We start from the raw sequence: 18,678 nt of genomic DNA, 5'->3' as shown, positions 1-18,678 counted from the left end.
GTGCGGCCGGATGGCGGCATTGCAGTATCTGCTTTGGCTCACGACCCGGCCCTATCTCCGGCCGGAACGGGCCGCGGCGCTGTTGGAGCAGTTCGGCAGTGCGGAGGCGGCTTATTTTGCCGACCCCTCGGAGTACGACCTGCTGGGCCTGCCCGGCGGATTGAAAAAAGCGCTGCGGGACAAGAACCTGGACCGGACGGAACAGATCCTGGCCGACTGTGACCGGCAGGGGATCTGGCTTTTGACCTGTCAGGACGCGGCTTACCCGGAGCGGCTGCTCCAGATCGGGGATTATCCTCTGGTGCTCTATGGCCGGGGAAGGCAGTTCCGCTTTGATGAGGAACTGGCCATCGGTATGGTGGGCGCGCGCAAGTGTACCCCCTACGGGCAGGCCATGGCAGGCCGCCTGGGGCTGGAACTGGCCCGGGCGGGCGCGCTGGTGGTCTCGGGCATCGCCCAGGGGATCGATACGGCTTCTCTGCGGGGCGCGCTTCAGGGGGGCGGGCAGGTCGTCTCCGTGCTGGGCAACGGGGTGGACGTGGTCTATCCCGCCCAGAATCAGTGGCTCTATGAGGATGTGGCCGCCGCCGGGGCGCTGATCTCGGAATTTCCGCCGGGTACCGGTGTGGAGGGCTGGCACTTCCCCGTCCGCAACCGCATCATCAGCGGGTTGTCCCTGGGCGTGGTGGCGGTGGAGGCCTCCGAGGAGCGCAGCGGCACCCTGGTCACCGCCCGCAGGGCCCTGGACCAGAGCCGGGACGTATTCGCCGTCCCCGGACCGGCGGACGCCCCCATGAGCGCGGGCACCAACTCCCTCATCTCCAGAGGAGAGGCCAAGCTGGTGCGCTCGGCCCGGGACATCCTGGCGGAATATGAAGCCAGTTTTCCCCATAAACTGCACGGGAGCGTCCCGCTGACCCGGGAGGAGGCGGCGCAGCGGCTGTCCGCCGCTCCCGATGCGGCGAGGGAGCCGGAAGCCGCCCCGGCGGAGGAAGCGGCGCAGGGGCTGCCGGCGGCGCCCCGGTCCGCGCTGGACGCCATGGGGGATGAGCAGCGGGAGATCTTCTGGCTGCTGAGCGAACACACGCTGGTCCCCGACGAGATCGTGGGGCGCACCGAGATCCCGGCCCGGCGGGTGAATACCGCCCTGACCCTTCTCCAGGCCGGGGGCTATATCAAAGAACTTCCGGGCAAGCGGTTCACGGCTGCCGTCCGCTTTGCGGAAGACTAGAGGAGCCGACGTCGGACCGGCCCCAATCCCAAATGGACCGGCAAGGTCGGATAAAGGAGCATACAGTTGTGGCGAAATCGAATCTGGTGATCGTGGAGTCTCCGGCAAAGGCCAAGACCATCGGTAAATATCTGGGCCCCGGGTATGAGGTCAAGGCCTCCATGGGCCATGTGCGGGATCTGCCGAAAAGCAAGATCGGCGTGGATGTGGAGCGCGGCTTCGCGCTGGATTACCAGCCCATCAAGGGCAAGGAAGAGGTCATCGACGACCTGAAAAAGAGCGCCAAGAAAAGTGAAAAAGTCTTTCTGGCCACCGACCCGGACCGGGAAGGCGAGGCCATTTCCTGGCATCTTAAGGAGATGCTGGGACTGAGCGATGAGAAGACCTACCGGGTGACCTTCAATGAGATCACCAAAAAGGTGGTGGGGGACTCCATCGCCCATCCCCGGGCGCTGGACATGGATCTGGTCAACGCCCAGCAGGCGCGGCGGGTGCTGGACCGGCTGGTGGGCTACCAGATCTCGCCTCTGCTGTGGAAAAAGATCCGCCGGGGCCTGTCGGCCGGGCGGGTGCAGTCGGTGGCTACCCGGCTGGTGTGCGAGCGGGAAGCGGAGATCCGCGCCTTTGTGCCCCAGGAATACTGGTCCCTGGACGTGGAACTGGAGCGCGTGGCGCCCAATCTGGGCCGGTTCAAGGCCGCCTTTTACGGCCGGGACAAGAAGATGGAACTGAACAGCGAGGACGCGGTCACGGCCGTGGCCCAGGCGGTCCAGGCCGCGCCTTTTACCGTGCGCGGCGTCAAGCGGCAGGACAAACAGCGCAACCCGGCGCCCCCCTTCATCACTTCCACCCTTCAGCAGGAGGCCTCCCGCAAGCTGAACATGACGCCCCGGCGGACCATGTCCGTCGCCCAGCAGCTCTATGAGGGCGTGGATCTGGAGGGGGAGGGCACCGTGGGCCTGATCACCTATATGCGTACCGACTCCCTGCGCCTGTCCGACGAGGCGACCGCCGCCGCACGGGACTTTATTCTGGCCCGGTATGGTTCGGATTACTATCCCGGCAAGCCGCGGGTCTACAAGACCAAGTCCGGCGCCCAGGACGCTCACGAGGCCATCCGGCCCTCCGACGTGCGCCTGACGCCCGAGGATATCCGAAAGGACCTGACGGCCGAGCAGTACCGGCTCTACAAGCTGATCTGGAGCCGCTTTTTGGCCTGCCAGATGGCAAGCGCCGTGTACGACAGCGTCGCCATCGAGGTGGAGAGCGCCGGCTACACCTTCCGGGCCAACCATTCCGCCCTCAAGTTTTCCGGCTATACCGCCGTGTACGTGGAGGGAAGAGACGAAGACGAGGAGGCGCCGCAGTCCCCCCTGCCCGACCTGCGGGAGGGGGAAGGACTCAGGCTGCTCAAAAGCGACCGGGAGCAGCACTTCACCCAGCCGCCCACCCGGTATACCGAGGCCACCCTGGTCAAGGCGCTGGAGGAGAAGGGGATCGGCCGCCCGTCCACCTACGCGCCCACCATCTCCACCATCATGGACCGCGAGTACGTGGTCAAGGAGGGCAAATACCTGCGCACCACCCCGCTGGGGGAGGTGGTCACGGGTTTGATGAAGGATAAGTTCACCGACATCGTGGACACCGCCTTTACCGCTCACATGGAGGAGCAGCTGGACGAGGTGGAGGCCGGGAAGGTGGACTGGAAGAGCCTGCTGTCCCAATTTTACGGCGGCTTTGAACAGGAACTCAAAAAGGCGGAGCAGGACCTGGACGGGGAGCGCATCAAGGTCCCCGACGAGGTGTCCGACGTGATCTGTCCCAAGTGCGGGCGCAATCTGGTGTATAAGTCCGGACGGTTCGGGCGCTTTTTGGCCTGCCCCGGCTGGCCGGAATGCGACCACACCCAGCCCATCGTCATCGAGATGCCCGGCAAGTGTCCCAAATGCGGGGGCCGCATCCTGAAAAAGACCTCCAAGCGGGGCTATGCCTATTACGGCTGCGAGTTCAACTCCAGTAAGGATGAGGCGAAGAAGTGCGACTTCATGACCTGGGACGTACCGGTGAAGGAGAATTGCCCCGCGTGCGGCCAGACCCTGTTCAAAAAGTCGGGCCGGGGCTTTAAGAAGCCCTTCTGCATCAACCCCGCGTGCCCCAATTTCCTGCCCGAGGACCAGCGGGGCTATAAGAAGAAGACCGCCGAGGCCGCGGAGAGCCCCGCGGAAGGCGCGCCTCCCCGGGAGGAGAAGAAGCCGCCCGCAAAAACGGCCGCCCGCAAAACGCCGGCCAAAGCGAAGGCGGCGGCCAAAAAGCCCGCCGCCCGGACGAAAAAAGAGGCCTGACGCAGCCCGGCGCGGATGCCGGGCAAGGCCAAAGGAGAACACATGGAACCAGTCATCGTGATCGGCGCGGGCCTGGCGGGGTCCGAAGCCGCCTGGCAGCTGGCCTGGCGGGGCTTCCCCGTGGAGCTGCGCGAGATGAAGCCCGCCCAAATGACCCCTGCCCATCATACCCCCTGGTTTGGAGAGCTGGTCTGCTCCAATTCCCTGCGCTCCGACCAGCTGGAAAATGCGGTGGGCCTTTTGAAGGAGGAGCTGCGGCGGATGGGCTCCCTGATCCTCGCCTGTGCCGACGCGCACCGGGTGGAGGCGGGCGGGGCCCTGGCGGTGGACCGCCACGGCTTTGCCCGGTCCGTTACCGAGAAGATCCGCAGCCATCCGCTGATCCGCGTGGCACAGGGGGAGGTCACCGCCCTGCCTCCGGAGGGGAACGTGATCGTGGCCTCCGGGCCCCTCACCTCCGACCCGCTGGCCCAGGCCATCCGGGACTTCTTCCCAGAGAGCCATTACCTCAACTTCTTCGACGCCGCCGCCCCCCTGGTCACCTTTGAGAGCGTGGATATGGACAGCGCCTTTTTTGCCTCCCGCTACGACAGGGGCACCCCGGACTACATCAACTGCCCCATGACGGAGGAGGAGTACGATGCGTTCTGGACCGAGCTGTGCGCCGCCCGTGAGGCGGAGGTCCACGGGTTTGAGGACAGCGGCGTCTTTGAAGGCTGCATGCCCGTGGAGGTGATGGCACGGCGGGGCAAGCAGACCCTGTGCTACGGCCCCCTGAAGCCCCGTGGCCTCCGGGACCCGAAGACGGGGCGGGAGCCCTTCGCCGTGGTGCAGCTGCGCCGGGACAACGCCGACGGCACGATCTACAACCTGGTGGGCTTCCAGACCCACCTGAAATGGCCGGAGCAGAAGCGGGTGTTCTCCATGATCCCCGCCCTGAGAAACGCCGAGTTCGTCCGCTACGGCGTCATGCACCGCAACACCTATCTGGACTCCCCCCGGCTGCTGGACCGGTACTACCGGGTGAAGAAGCAACCGCGCATCTGCTTCGCCGGGCAGATCACCGGCGTGGAGGGGTATGTGGAGTCCACCGCCTCCGGCTTCCTAGCGGCGGTGGAGCTGGCCCGGCGGCTGGAAGGCAGGCCCCCGGTGGATTTCCCACCGGAGACCGCCGTGGGGGCCCTGGCGCTCTATGTGAGCAATGAAAGCGTCACGGACTTCCAACCCATGAACGTGAATTTCGGCATTATTCCGCCCCTTGGCTACCGGGTCAAGGGCAAGCGGAACAAGAACGCCGAGCTGTCCCGGCGAGCCCTGGAGGCGCTGGATGGCCTGGATTGGCGGTAGGCCGCCCCGCTTGCCCTGCGGGCGGGAGCAAGGCGCATCCCCCAGAGGCGCTGGACAAGCCGGGCGTTTGAGGATAAAATGGAACGGTCACGATCCGGCGGAGAACGACTCCCCCAGCAGCCGGCCTGCCAGACGGAAGCCGTGGCGGAAACAGGCTTCTTCCTCCAGCGCGTATTGGGCGGAGAACGGGTCCATCAGCTCGTCGGCCTGTTTGCTCTCCAGCCGGTCCAGATAGGCGATGAGACGCTGTCGGCCTTCCGGCCAGCCGGAGAGGGAACGGTAACCCAATGCGCCGCGCTCCTGTTCCAGCAGAAAGAGTTCGGGAAGAAGAGAAGTCATATAATCAACCCAATAAAACCGTGATATCAATATACGCGGGTTTATTGGGCATACCAAGAGGCGAATTGCTCTGTACCGCAACGAATTGTTTGGCTTGCGCCTGCGAAAGGTTCGAAATCATGCAGGAGAGACACAGAAAACGCTGGCTGAATTGCTTGGAGTGTCCCCCAATCAAATGGGTGAAATGGAAAATGGGGGAGGGGGCAACCACCTTGGCACGACTTGCCCTGCCCTGTGAGCATTATAACGTTACCGCGGATTATCTCCTGGGGCTGACGGATGAACCACGCGCCTTGAAGCTGTGACGGCCCGCGCCCGGAACCGCCCCGCGGAGGGGGGATGCGGCCGTCCGCCGAAGGCGCGTCTCCGGAACGGACCAAGACAAACGAAAGAGGGAAGTTGCATGAAGATCATCGTAGACGCCATGGGCGGGGACAACGCGCCCGTCTCCAACGTGCGGGGCGCGCTGAGCGCCGTGCGGGAACTGGGGGTAGAGGTCGTCCTGGTCGGCCGTGGGGAGGAAATCCTGAAGGTACTCAAGGAAGACGGCGTGGACGATCTGCCCCCCGGCGTGGAGATCGCCCATGCCTCCGAGGTGGTGGAGATGTGCGACAATCCGGCCACCGCCTTCAAGGAAAAGAAGGACTCCTCCCTGACCGTGGGCCTCAACCTGCTGAAGAACGGGGCCGCCGACGCGTTTGTTTCCGCAGGCAGCACCGGGGCCATCCTGTCGGCAGCCACCCTGCTGGTTAAGCGGATCCGCGGGATCCGCCGGGCGGCCCTGGCCCCGGTGGTGCCTACCGGGGCGGGGGGCGCGGTACTCATCGACTGCGGCGCCACCGCCGAGTGCACGCCGGAGTATCTCCTGCAATTCGCGTTTATGGGCTCTTACTACGCCGAGCGGGTATTGGGGCGGCCCGAGCCCAAGGTGGGCCTGCTGAACATCGGCGTGGAGGAGTCCAAGGGCATGGACCTGCAGCGGGAGGCCTACGCCCTGCTCAAGCAGGCGGGCGAGGCGGGGCGCATCCACTTCGTGGGCAACGTGGAGGCCCGCGAGGCGGTCTACGGCGCGGCGGACGTGATCGTCACCGACGGCTACTCCGGCAATATTTTCCTCAAGACCATGGAAGGGACCGGCGGATTTTTGGCCAGGCAGCTCAAGGCCATGTTCCGAAAGAGCCTGCTGACCAAGCTCGCCGCCCTGATGGTCTCCGGCGGGCTGAAGCAGTTCAAAAAGCTGATGGACGCGGGCGAGGTGGGCGGCACCGCGCTGGTGGGCATTTCCAAGCCGGTCATCAAGGCCCACGGCTCCTCCGACGACTTCGCCATCAAGAACGCCATCCGGCAGGCGGCCGCGTTCGCTTCGGCCGGCATCATCGAGGATATTACCGAAAACATCGGGCATATGCGCCTTCCCGTAGGCGGAATGGAAAAAATTTGACTTTCCTATTGACAGGCTGTGGAATCTTGCCTATTATCATAGTGCAATGACGACGCCGCCAGTGCCGGCGGAAGCGATAGGAGTAGATGAGTAATGATCTTTGAGAAAATCGCCTCGATCCTGGCAGAGCAGTTCGGTATCGAACAGGATGAGATCACTATGGACACCAGCTTTGAGGACCTGGGGGCCGATTCCCTGGACGTGGTGGAGCTCACCATGGCTCTGGAGGAGGAGTTCGGCATCGGTGAGATGGAGGAGGAGGATCTGTCCGGCATCTCCACCGTGAGCGACCTGGTCCGCTATGTGAGCGACAAGCTGGAGGATTGAACAGAGAATGGGCAGAAGCCCCGCTGCAGAGCGGGGCTTCTGCTTTCGAGGAAAGAGGGACACGCATGGAAGCCTTGGAAGAAAAGCTGGGCTATCAGTTTGAACAACCGGCGCTGCTGGAAAACGCCCTGACCCACAGCTCCTACGCCAACGAGAGCCGGGACCGGGAGATGCAGAGCAACGAGCGGCTGGAATTTTTGGGAGATTCCGTGCTGGGCATGGTGGTGGCCGACTACCTTTACCGCGCCCACCCGGACCTGCCTGAGGGAGACTTGACCCGGACCCGCGCGGCCCTGGTATGCGAAGGCAGCCTGGTAGAGGTGGCCCAGCAGTTGGGGCTTGGCGCTTATCTGAAGCTCGGGAAGGGAGAGGACGCCGGCGGCGGCCGCACCCGGCCCTCCATCCTGGCCGACGCGGTGGAGGCCGTGCTGGCCGCTGTGTACCTGGATGGGGGCATCGGCTCCGCCCGCAAGATCATCCGCCGGTTCATCCTGGACCGGGAGGAGGAAAAAGGGGCCAGCCGGGACTATAAGACGGCCCTGCAGGAGATGGTGCAGCGGGAGAGCGGTCAGGTGCTGACCTACCGCCTCACCGGCGCGGAAGGGCCGGACCATGCCAAGGTCTTCTCCATGGAGGTGGACCTGAACGGCGCTACCGTAGGCCAGGGCAAGGGCCACAGCAAAAAAGAGGCGGAGCAGAACGCCGCGCGCGCGGCGATCGAAGCGCTGAACCGGTGAGGGGCGTTCGCTTCGCCGCCTCCGGGCGTAAGCAGGCCGCCGCATAAGCCGAGCACCGGCGCTTTGCCGGGCAAATCCCCTGGGCGAATGGTCCCGATCGGACCGGGAGAAGGCGAGCTGGGGCAGGATGCCGGGCGGATTCCCTGCGCAGCCGTTGACGGCTTTGCCGTCTTGCGGATGCGGCGTACCCCTTGCGGCCCTTCCGCCCCCACGCAGGAAAAGGGGGGCGCCCAGGATGCCGGGCAGCCCGGGGCGGCCGCGATGACACAGAACAAGGAGGAAACGGTATGCTGTTTGTCTGTTATCCCAAATGCAGCACCTGTCAAAAAGCCAAGGCTTGGCTGGAGGAGCGGGGCCTGTCCTTTGAACTGCGGGATATCAAGCAGGAGCGTCCGACGGCGGAGGAGCTGCGCCGCTGGCACGCCATAAGCGCCCTGCCCCTGAAACGTTTTTTCAACACCAGCGGCCTGCAGTATAAAGCGCTGGGGCTCAAGGACCGTCTGGGCGGCATGAGCGAGGAAGAGCAGCTGGCCCTGCTGGCCGCCGACGGGATGCTGGTCAAGCGCCCCATCCTGGTGGGAGAAGACTTCGTGCTGGTGGGATTCCGCCAGGCGGAGTGGGAGACGCGGCTGGGCGGATAAGGCGCAGCAAAACAGCGGGGGAGGACGGCAGTTTGCCGTCCTCCCCCGCTGTTTCAGGGCATATGCGCCTCCAGCCAGGCCAAAGTATCCGCGAATACCTGCTCCTTGTTGGGCTCGTTGAGCATCTCATGCCGCCCGCCGGGGTAGAGCGTTACGGTCACATCCCGGACGCCATACTGGCGGAACAGGTTCGCCACCTTCCGCACGCCCGCGCCGGAAGCCCCCACCGGGTCTTTGTCCCCGGCGAAGAAATAGACCGGCGTATCCGGGTCCATACGGCGGAGATGCTCCGGTTTCACCAGCAGCTGAAGCCCCACCATCATGTCGTGATACATCCCCACGGTGGGCAGAAACCGGCACAGCGGATCCTGTACATAGGCGTCTACCACCGCTTCGTCTGTGCAGATCCAGTCGGCGCCGGTGCGGTTGGGCGAAAATTGCCGGTTGTACGCCCCGACGGACAGGGCGTTGAGCAGCCGGCTGCTGGCGCGGCTCCCCCGGAGCCTGCAGAGCAGCGCGGACAGGACGCGGCCGGCCGCCACGGTGGCGGCGGACTCCTGCCCGGTGCCCGACAGGATGGCCCCATCCACCGTGCCGGGATAAAACATCAGATATCCACGGGTGACAAACGAGCCCATGGAATGGCCCAGGATAAAATAGGGCAGGCCGGGATACGCCTCCCCGGCCAGCTGCCGCAGGGTGTGCGTATCTTTGAGCACGTATTTCCAGCCGTCCCGTTCCGCAAACCAGCCGTATTCCTCCCGCCCCTTGGCCGTGCGGCCGTGTCCCAGGTGATCATGACCGACCACCGCAAAGCCGTGATCGGTCAGATAGCGGGCAAAGGGGGCATAACGGCCGATATATTCCGAAATACCGTGAACCAGCTGGACGACAGCACGGGGCGCGCCCTCATCCGGCAGCCACCAGACGGCGCCCACCGAATGGGTCCCATCGCTGGAGGGAAACGTAAATTCCCGCATGGTTGCCATAGTCAAACCGCTCCTTTTATGATAAAATAAAAAAGTCCCTCTTAGTTTATTCCAACACCGCGCTCCCGTCAAGGGACAGAGGGGTAGACGGAAGAAAGGTTGATCGTGATGAATGCTATTGACCGTTTTATGAAGTATATCCGCTTTGACACCCAGTCCGACGAGGAGAGCGATACCTGCCCCTCCACCGGAAAGCAGAAGGTACTGGGCGCCGCCCTGGCGGAAGAACTGGGGCAGCTGGGGCTGCATAACGCCCACATGGACGAATACGGCTATGTCTACGGCTGGCTGCCCGCCAGCGTGGGGTACGAGGGGGTGCCGTGCATGGGCCTGATCGCCCACATGGACACCGCGCCCGGCGTCTCCGGCGCGGGGGTAAGGGCCCGCATCGTGCATTACGAGGGAGGCGATATCGTCCTCAACGAAGAGAAGGGCATCGTCATGTCTGCCTCGGAATTCGAGAGCCTGGCCAAATACAAGGGACAAGACCTGATCGTCACCGACGGCACCACCCTGCTGGGGGCCGACGATAAGGCGGGCGTGGCGGAGATCTTTGCCGCCGTGGAGTACCTGCTCCAGCATCCGGAGATCCCACATGGACGCATTGCCGTGGCCGTTACCCCCGACGAAGAGGTGGGCCAGGGGGCTGATCACTTCGATGTGGAGGGCTTCGGCGCGGCGGTGGCGTATACCGTGGACGGCGGCGAGCTGGGCGAGCTGGAGTATGAAAATTTCAACGCCGCCTCCGCCCGTGTGAGCATTCACGGCGTGAACATCCATCCGGGGTCCGCCAAAAACAAGATGAAAAACGCCCTGCTCCTTGCCGTGGAGCTGGCGAATATGCTCCCACCGGCGGAGACGCCCGCCCATACCGAGGGCTACGAGGGCTTTTATCACTTGACTGCACTGAGCGGCGATGAAAGCGGGGCCGAGTTGCGCCTCATCGTCCGGGACCACGACCGCGCGGCATTTGAGGCGCGCAAGGACTACCTTCGGCGCCTGAGCGCCTATCTCAACGACAAGTACGGCGCCGGCACGGTGGAGCTGGAGCTGAGCGACAGCTATTATAACATGCGGGAGCAGATCGAGCCCCATATGTATCTGATCCACCGGGCGCGGGCCGCGATGGAAGCGGCGGGGGTGACGCCGGTGGAGGTGCCCATCCGGGGCGGCACCGACGGGGCCCGGCTGAGCTATATGGGCCTGCCATGCCCCAACCTGTGTACCGGCGGCGTGAATTTCCACGGCGTCCACGAATATATCCCGGCCGGCGCGCTGGAGACCATGACGCAAGTACTGGTGAATCTGGTAAAAGCGGAATAAGCGGACGCCCCGGCGGCCCATTGGGCCGCCGGGGCGTCCGCTTATTCCGGCAATTGCGCGCGTCTACAGCAGGGTGGGGACGGTCTCCGCCAGGGCGGCGGCCAGGGCCGCGTGGCTGCGGCGGGTCAGATGCATGAAGTCAATTTGATTGTACGCGCAGCCCAGCGCGGCGGCGTCCAGAAAATGGCATCCGGTCTCGCCTGCCACCGCACGGAACTGTCCCGGCAGCCGTTGGGACTTTTCCACCGCGCCCGCGCCCATCTCCTGGGCGACGGGGGAGCGCTCCACCCGGGGGTCGATGGGCAGCGGGGCGATAACCAGGATATTGGGCGTGCCGCCGGGACCCCAGCAGTCTACCGTCTGGGCCTTCCGGACCAGACGGCGCAGCCCAAGGCCGATGGCGTAAGCGTTGGCGCCCAGCCGCTGTTTGGTGTCGTTGGTGCCCAGCATGACGATCAGCAGGCTCACCGGCTCGTGGCTTTTCAGACAGGGGTAGAGGTAATCCAGGGCGGACAGGTGCTCATAGAGCGGGTCGTCAAACACGGTGGTGCGGCCGGAAAGGCCCTCTTCCGCCACCAGGTAGTCCTCCCCGAGCTTCTTTTGGAGCAGGCAGGTCCACCTCTCCTCTTCGTTGAAGCGCTGGAGGGCCCCGTCGGCACAGTCGGCGGGATCGGCGCAGTAGCCGTGCGTGTTGGAATCCCCCAGACAGACGATATGCTTCTTCATGTTCCGGCCCTCACCGGCCCAGCTCGGGCAGAGAGGCGGCCGCCACGGACTGGCCGACCCGGCGGGACTTCTCGTCCGGGAGGGTGGGGCAGATCTGCCGTGCGATCTCAGGATATTCCTCCGCCAGGACCTTCTTGGCGGTGTCCAGGATGAGATCGCCGCCCCGGCCGGACATGACCCGGCCCAGCAGCAGCACGTGCCTGAAGCGGTAGAAGTGGTGGTACAGGGCCAGGGAGTGGCCCAGATACACGCCGATGGAGCGGTAAATCGCCTCGGCAGGGGAGCCGGGCACATCCATCAGCTTTTGGACCTCCTTAAGCTTCTCGGCGGGGGAGAGCTTCTCGGAGAGATTGATCCCAGCCGCGGGCGCCAGCTTGATGACCGCGTCCTGGGAAAAATACTTCACGCCGCAGCCGATGTCGCCCGACCACTCGTCCCGCATGGCGGCGGGGGAGGCGTCCACGGGGACGAAGGCCAGCTCGTTGAGCCAGCCGGTGATGCGGCCTTCCGGGTCCACATAGCCCACAGCCTCGCTGGTGCCCATGGCGATGCCCAGCACATTGTTTTCGCCCAGGTTCATGGCTCCCGCCAGGGCGGACACGTCGCCGTCGTTGCATACGGCGTAGGGCACGTCCCCAAAGGTGTCGCGGATGGCGCGGATATAGATGTCCTTCACCTTGGCGTCAAAGGCGTCCTTGGGGACCTGCAGGAACAGGGAGGCGTTCATGGTGCGGTTGTCGATATACACCCCGGCGGAGGAAACGCCCACCGCGTCCACCCGGGGCATATGCTCCGCGGCGGACTTGAGGGCGGAGACGATGCCGTCATAGTGATAGTCCGGATCGGAATTGATCTTGGGGAACCAGACCACCTCCTCGGAGAAGACCGGCTCGCCGTCGACGACGGCGGACACCTTCCGGTCGGACCCGCCCGCGTCGAAGCCGATGCGGCAGCCCTCCAGGTGGCGGCCGATGGCTTTGGGGTCGCCCTTTTCCGCGGGGATCTGATCGCAGTAGACCACCTCGAAGGGATGCTCGAACACATTGGCCATGTAGTCGAAGTCGAACGCCTGCTGGCCGCCGGGGCAGTAGATCTGCTGCATTTTGGCGCAGATTTCCCGGTCTCCGCTGATATAGACCCGGAAGCCGCCGTAAAGCCACAGCATGGTTTTGATGATGCGCTCCACGTAGTAGCAGTCGGCCTGCGCCCGCTCCGGGGTGCCGTGGATGAAGGTGCGGTAGACGGCCACCTGACCCTGCGAACGTTCTACCGCCAGCGCCAGAGGCTTTTTGGCGTCCGTTCGGAACGCCGCGTTGAATTTGCCCAGGGGGAGAAAGCCGGGGTCCAGTTCCGGTACGTGCTGCACGGGGACTTCGATGCCCAGATGATTCATAAAAAAGCCCTCCTGTCGGTTGGTTTTGAAAATTCCTTCGCTTATATGCTATCCGTTTTTTTGGAACTGTCAAGCGCTTTTTCAAGTTTTTGAAAATTATTTTCAGAATCTGCTTGACGATGACCAGTGGCGCGGTTATGATGAGGGCAGAACGGAAGCTTACGGAAAGGAAAGGTGGAATTGATTATGGATACTGCACGGCTGCAGGGCCATCAGAAGTGGATCAGGGAGGAGCTGGAGCGCTGTGTGGCGTTCTGGCTGGAACATGGTATGGACCCGGTCAACGGCGGCGTATACACTTGCCTGGATCGGACGGGAGAGGTCTTTTCCACCGACAAGAGCGTCTGGATGCAGGGGCGCTGCGGCTGGATTTTCTCCTATCTGTGCCATCTGTACGGCGTGAAGGACGAATGGCTTGCGGCCAGCAAGAGCTGCATCGACTTTCTGGAGGAGCACTGCGTCAACCACGACGCGGCCGGGCGGCTGTATTTCACCGTTACCGCAGAGGGAAAGCCCCTGCGCCAGCGCCGCTACTGCTTCTCCGAGGCGTTTTACGCCCTGGCCAACGCGGAATATTACGGCGTTACCGGCCGGCGGGAGCACCTGGAGCGCGCCCGCCGGGCCTACGACCTGTATTGGGACCTGAACCACGGAATGGCCGACCCCACCGGCCTGGGGCCCAAGACCATCCCCGAGACCCGCACCGGACGCGCCTTCGGCATCCCCATGATCCTTCTGAACGTCACCGGCGTGCTGCTGCGGGTGGACCCGGAGCGCAAGGCGCTGTACGAGGAGCGTTCCGCCCGGTGTGTGGATGAGATCTTCCGGTATCACGTCAAGCCGGAGCTGAAATGTGTGCTGGAGAACGTAGCGCAGGACGGCGCCGCCCGCCTCTACTACACCGAAGGGCGCATCGTCAACCCAGGCCACGATATCGAGGGCGTCTGGTTCCTGCTGGAGCACGCCAAGCGGACCGGCGACCGGGAGCTGGTCCAAAAGGCGGCCCAGATATTCGACTGGGCCATCGAGGCCGGCTGGGACAAGGAGTACGGCGGACTGCTCTACTTCATCGACTGTCTGGGCAAGCCGCCCGAGGCCTATGAGCACGATATGAAACTCTGGTGGCCCCACGACGAGATCCTGATCGCCTCGCTGATGCTCTATCGGGATACCGGGGAGCAGCGGTATCTGGATTGGTTTGAGAGGACCCTGGACTACTGCAAGGAGCATTTTGCCGATCCTGCCTATGGGGAGTGGTACGGCTACCTGCGCCGGGACGGCAAGCCCACCCAGCCGCCCTGCAAGGGCAGCACCTTCAAGGGGCCCTTCCATCTGCCGCGGATGCTGAGTATGTGCGACCAGATGCTCTCGGAGCTTCTGGCGGATGCATGAGGGGAGCGCCTATGCCCTACGGAAACGTATTTGCAAAGATCAATAACGAATATTACCAGCTGACCGGCGCAGAAAAGAAAGTGGCCGACTACGCGGTGGCCCATCAGCAGAAGACCCAGTATATGTCCATCTCCGAGCTGGCGGAAGAGGCGGGCGTGGCGGAGGCCACCATCTCCCGCTTCTGCCGGCGGCTGGGCTATAAGGGCTATAACGCGTTCAAACTGGCGGTGGCCAACTCCACCGCCGGACGCAGCGAGCTCAACCCCCTCTCAGGGGAGGTCCTGCCCGAGGATACCATCGCGGACCTGTGCCAGAAGATCTATGCCGCGAATGTGGACGCTATGACGCAGACGCTGGGGCTGCTTCGCCCGGAGGCCGTCCGGGCCGCGGCGTCCCTGATGATGGGGGCGGACAAGGTGCTGTGCATGGGCCAGGGCGGCTCCATGATCCTGGCCCAGGAGGCGGCCCATCTGTTCGCCACCGCCCTGCCCAACTTTTTCCCGGTGGTGGATTCCCATATCCAGGCGATGCTGACCGCCCAGCTCACCCGGCGGGACGTGGTGCTCTACTTCTCCTATTCCGGCTCCACCAAGGAGCTGCTGGACAATCTGAAGATCGCGCGGGAACGGGGGGCTGGGGTCATCCTGATCACCCGCTTCCCCAAGTCGCCCGGCGCGGCCTACGCCGATGTGGTGCTCCAGTGCGGCTCCCATGAGGGGCCGTTCCAGGGCGGCTCTGTGGCCGCCCGGATTGCGCAGCTCTATGTGGTGGACGTGCTCTTCAGCGAGCTTTGCCGCCGGGATCTGGAGGGGTGCCGGGAGCGGAGGGAACTGGTGGCCGAGGTGCTTTCGGATAAGCACATCTGACGAAATCAGACTGAAATTGAAAAAAATTTGCAAGATTAAAAATTAGATAAAATTTTTTTCAAATTTCTGTTGACAAACGCAGCGAGGGATTATACAATCTACCCAACAGGGCGCCGCACCGGGCGTTCGAAATTTGTAGAAACTGAAGGAGGACCTATAATGAAGAAGACCCATCGGATCCTTGCTCTCTTGCTGAGCCTGTGCCTGGTCGTTTCGTTGGCCGCCTGCTCCGGCGGTACCGGCGCCGGCACGCCTGAGACCAGCGCGCCCGAGACCTCCGCCCCGGAAACGACGGCTCCTTCGACCGGCGACGCCACCAGCATTTCGCTGTGGGTGTACCCCGTCGGCGGCTGGGGCGACGAAACCAAGGTCAAGGCCCTGACCGACGCATTCACCGCCGAGACCGGCATCTCCGTCAAGGTGGAGTACCTGGCCTATGCCGACGGCGACGACAAGGTCAACACCGCCATCACGGCCGGCAACCAGCCCGACCTGATCCTGGAAGGCCCTGAGCGCCTGGTGGCCAACTGGGGCGCCAACGGCTATCTGGTGGATCTGGCCGACATGCTGGACGACACCGACAAGAGCGAGATCATCCCCGCGGCCCTTGCCCCCTGTATCAACGCCGAGGGCAAGATGTACGAGTACCCCATGTGCATGACCGCCCACTGCATGGCCATCAATCTGGACGCCTTTAAGGCCGTCGGCGCTGACCAGTACATCGATCTGGAGACCCGCACCTGGAGCACCGACAACTTCATCAAGGCCGTCGAGGCCCTGTATGCCGAATTCGGCAGCACCGTGGGCGCCGTGTACTGCGGCGGCCAGGGCGGCGACCAGGGCACCCGCGCGCTCATCAACAACATGTACGGCGGCACCTTCACCAACGCCGACCACACCGCCTATACCTGGGACGACCCCAAGAACATCCAGGCGATCGAGCAGCTGCTGTCCATGGACGGCATCGCCTTTGACGCCTCCCTCCAGGGCGGCGACGAGATCGCCAAGTTCTATCAGGGCGCTCTGAAGATGGCGTTCTGCTGGAACAGCGCCCAGCAGCTCAACCCCAACAGCGCCGATACCGGCGAGGGCAAGACCGTCACCGGCGAAGAGATCGTCTACATGAACTTCCCCACCGCTGACGGCTCTCCCGCCGAACTGTGCGGCGGCATCTGGGGCTTTGGCATCTTTGACAAGGGCGACGCCACCAAGATCGAGGCCGCCAAGAAATTCATCAAGTTCATGTGTGACTCCCCCAGCACCGCCGATGCCGTGTCTACCTCCACCTTCTTCGCGGCCCGCACCTCCGCCGAGGGCACCGACCTGACCAAGCTGTTCGACAACGAGATGATGAATGATTACGCCGCTCTGATGCTCCCCAACCTGGGCGACTACTACAACGTCATCAAGGGCTGGGCCGCCGCCCGTACCGAGTGGTGGAACATGCTCCAGGAAATCGGCAACGGCGCTGATATGACCGAGACCATCGCCACTCACATGGCAAATGCCAATGCCGCTGCCGCCGGCTGAGATCCAGTCAAACGGTAAGTGACCTGATTCGCAAACGGGTTCGCGCGCCCCTTCCCCGCCCCGCGCGGGGAAGGGGCGTGTCTTTTCCTCCCGGATGGGGCTATGCATGGACGGCCCGGTTCCGCCGGGCCTTCGGTGCGTACCCCCACCCATAAATCCACTTCGAGAGAGAGGAGCGGTCTATTTTGGCCAAACAGCCCCAAACCACGATGAGCCGGGCATTGGTACGCCGGGAGACCATCTCCGGTTATCTGTTTCTGCTGCCCAGCCTGATCTTTTTCCTGGGATTTGTTATCATCCCCATGGTCATTTGTATCTTCAACAGCTTTACCAACGCCAATATGCACCCTGGCGACGTCCAATTCGTGGGACTGAGAAACTTTATCGATCTGTGGCAGGACGTGACCTTTCTGAAGGCCTTGAAGAATACCTTCCTGATCGTCATCGTGTCCGTGCCGACGGTGTGTGCGTTCTCCCTGTGGGTGGCCTCGGCCATCTATAAGCTGAAGGGCCCCGTGCTCTCCGCGTTCCGCTGCATCTTCTACCTGCCCGTGGTCACCGGCTCCGTGGCCGTCACCGTGGTGTGGAAGTGGATGTACGACAACTATAACGGCATCTTCAACCAGATTTTGAAAGGCGTCGGAGCGGATACCATCAACTGGCTGGGCGATTCCCGGTTTGCCATCTGGTGCATCATCCTGATCCTGTTTACCACCTCGGTGGGCCAGCCCATCGTCCTCTACGTCTCCGCCCTGGGCAACGTGGATCAGTCCCTGGTGGAGGCGGCCCAGGTGGACGGGGCCAATCATTTCCAGGTCTTCTGGCGGGTCAAGTGGGCCCAGATGATGCCCACCACCCTCTATATCCTGGTCATCACCACCATCAATTCCTTCCAGTGTTTCGCCCTGATCCAGCTGCTGACCCAGGGCGGCTCCGACACCAACACGGTCATGTTCTATATCTACTGGACCGCCTTCAAGCTGACGGAGCAGGCGGGCCACTTCGGCTATGCCAACGCCATGGGCGTGGTACTGGCCATCTTCATCGGCCTGCTGTCCGCCGTTCAGTTCCGGCTGGCCAAAGAGAAGTAAGGGGGGAGCGGAGTAATGAAAATCGGATCCGGGCGCACCAAGGCCTATCGGATCGCCAGCATCCTTATCCTCATCGTGCTGGCGCTGTTGTTCCTGTTCCCGCTCTATTGGATTGTCACCGGTTCGTTTAAGTCCGCCCAGGACATCTATGCCGCGGAACCAAAGCTGTTTCCCACCGAGTGGGTGACCACCAACTTTGAAAAGCTGTTTGCCAAGCGCTCTGCTCCTCTGTGGGAACTGCACGTCCCCTTCGCGCAGGACGCAAACGGCGATCCCCTGGTGTTTTCCACCGGCCCCATCGTACCAGGCGCCATCCGCTGGCTGGTGAATACGGTGTTTATGTCGGTCATGGCCATGATCCTCACCTGCATCACCGCCGCCATGGCGGGCTACGCATTGGCCAAGAAGCGCTTTGTGGGCCGTACGCTGTTGTTCTCCCTGATCGTATGCGCCATGGCCCTGCCCAAGCAGGTCATCCTCATTCCGCTGATCAAGGAGATGGCCGCGCTCAACCTCGTCAACAGTCTGTGGGCCGTGATCTTCCCAACGGTGGGCTGGCCCTTCGGCGTGTTCCTGATGAAGCAGTTCTGCGAGGGCATCCCGGGAGAGATTCTGGAGGCCGCCCGCGTGGACGGCGCCAATGAGGCGAAGACCTTCATCACGATCGTCCTGCCCATGGTCAAGCCGGGCATCGGCGCACTGGCGATCTTCACCTTCATCAACTCCTGGAACGACTACTTTATGCAGCTGGTCATGCTGTCCAGCAATTCCAACTTCACCATCTCCCTGGGCATTGCGACCCTGCAGGCGGAGACCACTGTGGATATGGGACTTTTGATGGCGGGAGCCGCGCTGGCCGCCATTCCCATCATCATCGTGTTCCTCATCTTCCAGAAGTATTTTACCAAGGGGATCACGATGGGCGCGGTGAAGGGCTGAGACGTGGAGAAACGTGCTTGAGTA

At 63.3% G+C, this 18,678-nt stretch carries 18 protein-coding genes; 14 read left to right on the top strand and 4 right to left on the bottom strand.

Annotated elements, in window-relative coordinates; all coding sequences use genetic code 11:
• Window positions 1–10 precede the first annotated feature (10 nt).
• The 3 genes from dprA to trmFO all read left to right on the top strand — a co-directional run bounded on the left by dprA (window position 11) and on the right by trmFO (window position 4,920).
• Window positions 11–1,231: a DNA-processing protein DprA gene (dprA, locus tag MR825_RS00425; RefSeq protein WP_256174562.1), complete on the top strand. Its 1,221-nt coding sequence runs from the start codon at window positions 11–13 to the stop codon at window positions 1,229–1,231.
• A 68-nt stretch (window positions 1,232–1,299) separates the two neighbouring features.
• On the top strand, window positions 1,300–3,573 hold the full coding sequence (topA, locus tag MR825_RS00420; protein ID WP_256174563.1) for a type I DNA topoisomerase: 2,274 nt from the start codon (window positions 1,300–1,302) through the stop codon (window positions 3,571–3,573).
• A gap of 42 nt (window positions 3,574–3,615) precedes the next feature.
• Window positions 3,616–4,920: a methylenetetrahydrofolate--tRNA-(uracil(54)-C(5))-methyltransferase (FADH(2)-oxidizing) TrmFO gene (trmFO, locus tag MR825_RS00415; protein WP_186906113.1), complete on the top strand. Its 1,305-nt coding sequence runs from the start codon at window positions 3,616–3,618 to the stop codon at window positions 4,918–4,920.
• An 87-nt stretch (window positions 4,921–5,007) separates the two neighbouring features.
• On the opposite strand, the gene MR825_RS00410 is transcribed toward trmFO, so the two are convergent.
• Entirely contained in the window at window positions 5,008–5,259 is a 252-nt protein-coding gene (locus MR825_RS00410) for a hypothetical protein (RefSeq protein ID WP_186906112.1), read from the bottom strand.
• 85 nt (window positions 5,260–5,344) lie between these two features.
• Here MR825_RS00410 and MR825_RS00405 point away from each other — a divergent pair, with 85 nt between their 5' ends.
• The 5 genes from MR825_RS00405 to MR825_RS00385 all read left to right on the top strand — a co-directional run bounded on the left by MR825_RS00405 (window position 5,345) and on the right by MR825_RS00385 (window position 8,405).
• Window positions 5,345–5,497: a helix-turn-helix domain-containing protein gene (locus tag MR825_RS00405; protein ID WP_353845851.1), complete on the top strand. Its 153-nt coding sequence runs from the start codon at window positions 5,345–5,347 to the stop codon at window positions 5,495–5,497.
• Between the two features lie 165 nt (window positions 5,498–5,662).
• Window positions 5,663–6,700: a phosphate acyltransferase PlsX gene (gene plsX, locus MR825_RS00400; protein ID WP_186906111.1), complete on the top strand. Its 1,038-nt coding sequence runs from the start codon at window positions 5,663–5,665 to the stop codon at window positions 6,698–6,700.
• A 93-nt stretch (window positions 6,701–6,793) separates the two neighbouring features.
• On the top strand, window positions 6,794–7,027 hold the full coding sequence (gene acpP / locus MR825_RS00395) for an acyl carrier protein (protein ID WP_186906110.1): 234 nt from the start codon (window positions 6,794–6,796) through the stop codon (window positions 7,025–7,027).
• Window positions 7,028–7,092: 65 nt separating this feature from the next.
• Window positions 7,093–7,764, top strand: coding sequence for a ribonuclease III (rnc, locus tag MR825_RS00390; RefSeq protein WP_186906109.1), 672 nt, complete (start codon window positions 7,093–7,095; stop codon window positions 7,762–7,764).
• 287 nt (window positions 7,765–8,051) lie between these two features.
• The gene (locus MR825_RS00385) at window positions 8,052–8,405 is read left to right on the top strand and encodes an arsenate reductase family protein (RefSeq protein WP_186906108.1); all 354 of its coding nucleotides are present in this window, start codon (window positions 8,052–8,054) and stop codon (window positions 8,403–8,405) included.
• 53 nt (window positions 8,406–8,458) lie between these two features.
• On the opposite strand, the gene MR825_RS00380 is transcribed toward MR825_RS00385, so the two are convergent.
• Window positions 8,459–9,394 (bottom strand): alpha/beta hydrolase, encoded by a 936-nt coding sequence (locus MR825_RS00380; RefSeq protein WP_186906107.1) that lies wholly within the window; start codon window positions 9,392–9,394, stop codon window positions 8,459–8,461.
• A gap of 105 nt (window positions 9,395–9,499) precedes the next feature.
• On the opposite strand from MR825_RS00380, the gene pepT reads away from it, so the two are divergent.
• A complete protein-coding gene (pepT, locus tag MR825_RS00375; protein ID WP_352408164.1) occupies window positions 9,500–10,717 on the top strand; it encodes a peptidase T in 1,218 nt (405 codons plus the stop codon).
• Between the two features lie 63 nt (window positions 10,718–10,780).
• Here the strand turns inward: pepT and MR825_RS00370 are convergent, their stop codons facing one another.
• Window positions 10,781–11,443: a GDSL-type esterase/lipase family protein gene (locus MR825_RS00370; RefSeq protein ID WP_186906105.1), complete on the bottom strand. Its 663-nt coding sequence runs from the start codon at window positions 11,441–11,443 to the stop codon at window positions 10,781–10,783.
• Window positions 11,444–11,453: 10 nt separating this feature from the next.
• Window positions 11,454–12,836 (bottom strand): ROK family protein, encoded by a 1,383-nt coding sequence (locus MR825_RS00365; protein ID WP_186906104.1) that lies wholly within the window; start codon window positions 12,834–12,836, stop codon window positions 11,454–11,456.
• 186 nt (window positions 12,837–13,022) lie between these two features.
• On the opposite strand from MR825_RS00365, the gene MR825_RS00360 reads away from it, so the two are divergent.
• The 5 genes from MR825_RS00360 (at window position 13,023) to MR825_RS00340 (ending at window position 18,654) form a co-directional block, all read left to right on the top strand.
• The gene (locus MR825_RS00360) at window positions 13,023–14,228 is read left to right on the top strand and encodes an AGE family epimerase/isomerase (protein ID WP_186906103.1); all 1,206 of its coding nucleotides are present in this window, start codon (window positions 13,023–13,025) and stop codon (window positions 14,226–14,228) included.
• An 11-nt stretch (window positions 14,229–14,239) separates the two neighbouring features.
• A complete protein-coding gene (locus tag MR825_RS00355; RefSeq protein WP_186906102.1) occupies window positions 14,240–15,094 on the top strand; it encodes a MurR/RpiR family transcriptional regulator in 855 nt (284 codons plus the stop codon).
• A gap of 159 nt (window positions 15,095–15,253) precedes the next feature.
• On the top strand, window positions 15,254–16,624 hold the full coding sequence (locus tag MR825_RS00350; protein WP_287877951.1) for an extracellular solute-binding protein: 1,371 nt from the start codon (window positions 15,254–15,256) through the stop codon (window positions 16,622–16,624).
• 209 nt (window positions 16,625–16,833) lie between these two features.
• Entirely contained in the window at window positions 16,834–17,715 is an 882-nt protein-coding gene (locus MR825_RS00345; RefSeq protein ID WP_287878066.1) for a carbohydrate ABC transporter permease, read from the top strand.
• Window positions 17,716–17,730: 15 nt separating this feature from the next.
• A complete protein-coding gene (locus MR825_RS00340) occupies window positions 17,731–18,654 on the top strand; it encodes a carbohydrate ABC transporter permease (protein ID WP_186906100.1) in 924 nt (307 codons plus the stop codon).
• Window positions 18,655–18,678 lie beyond the last annotated feature (24 nt).

Source organism: Lawsonibacter sp., from assembly GCF_022777125.1.
Lineage (GTDB): Bacteria > Bacillota > Clostridia > Oscillospirales > Oscillospiraceae > Lawsonibacter_A > Lawsonibacter_A hominis.
The sequence above is the reverse complement of the archived record's forward strand: the minus strand, read 5'-3'. Positions and strand labels throughout refer to the sequence as shown.

What these genes read in the sequence shown, in the direction of transcription:
- dprA (WP_256174562.1), top strand. Translation starts at nt 11, where the DNA reads ATGGCGGCATTGCAGTATCTGCTTTGGCTCACGACCCGGCCCTATCTC.
- trmFO (WP_186906113.1), top strand. Translation starts at nt 3,616, where the DNA reads ATGGAACCAGTCATCGTGATCGGCGCGGGCCTGGCGGGGTCCGAAGCC.
- MR825_RS00410 (WP_186906112.1), bottom strand. Translation starts at nt 5,259, where the DNA reads ATGACTTCTCTTCTTCCCGAACTCTTTCTGCTGGAACAGGAGCGCGGC.
- plsX (WP_186906111.1), top strand. Translation starts at nt 5,663, where the DNA reads ATGAAGATCATCGTAGACGCCATGGGCGGGGACAACGCGCCCGTCTCC.
- acpP (WP_186906110.1), top strand. Translation starts at nt 6,794, where the DNA reads ATGATCTTTGAGAAAATCGCCTCGATCCTGGCAGAGCAGTTCGGTATC.
- rnc (WP_186906109.1), top strand. Translation starts at nt 7,093, where the DNA reads ATGGAAGCCTTGGAAGAAAAGCTGGGCTATCAGTTTGAACAACCGGCG.
- MR825_RS00385 (WP_186906108.1), top strand. Translation starts at nt 8,052, where the DNA reads ATGCTGTTTGTCTGTTATCCCAAATGCAGCACCTGTCAAAAAGCCAAG.
- MR825_RS00380 (WP_186906107.1), bottom strand. Translation starts at nt 9,394, where the DNA reads ATGGCAACCATGCGGGAATTTACGTTTCCCTCCAGCGATGGGACCCAT.
- MR825_RS00370 (WP_186906105.1), bottom strand. Translation starts at nt 11,443, where the DNA reads ATGAAGAAGCATATCGTCTGTCTGGGGGATTCCAACACGCACGGCTAC.
- MR825_RS00365 (WP_186906104.1), bottom strand. Translation starts at nt 12,836, where the DNA reads ATGAATCATCTGGGCATCGAAGTCCCCGTGCAGCACGTACCGGAACTG.
- MR825_RS00360 (WP_186906103.1), top strand. Translation starts at nt 13,023, where the DNA reads ATGGATACTGCACGGCTGCAGGGCCATCAGAAGTGGATCAGGGAGGAG.
- MR825_RS00355 (WP_186906102.1), top strand. Translation starts at nt 14,240, where the DNA reads ATGCCCTACGGAAACGTATTTGCAAAGATCAATAACGAATATTACCAG.
- MR825_RS00350 (WP_287877951.1), top strand. Translation starts at nt 15,254, where the DNA reads ATGAAGAAGACCCATCGGATCCTTGCTCTCTTGCTGAGCCTGTGCCTG.
- MR825_RS00345 (WP_287878066.1), top strand. Translation starts at nt 16,834, where the DNA reads ATGAGCCGGGCATTGGTACGCCGGGAGACCATCTCCGGTTATCTGTTT.
- MR825_RS00340 (WP_186906100.1), top strand. Translation starts at nt 17,731, where the DNA reads ATGAAAATCGGATCCGGGCGCACCAAGGCCTATCGGATCGCCAGCATC.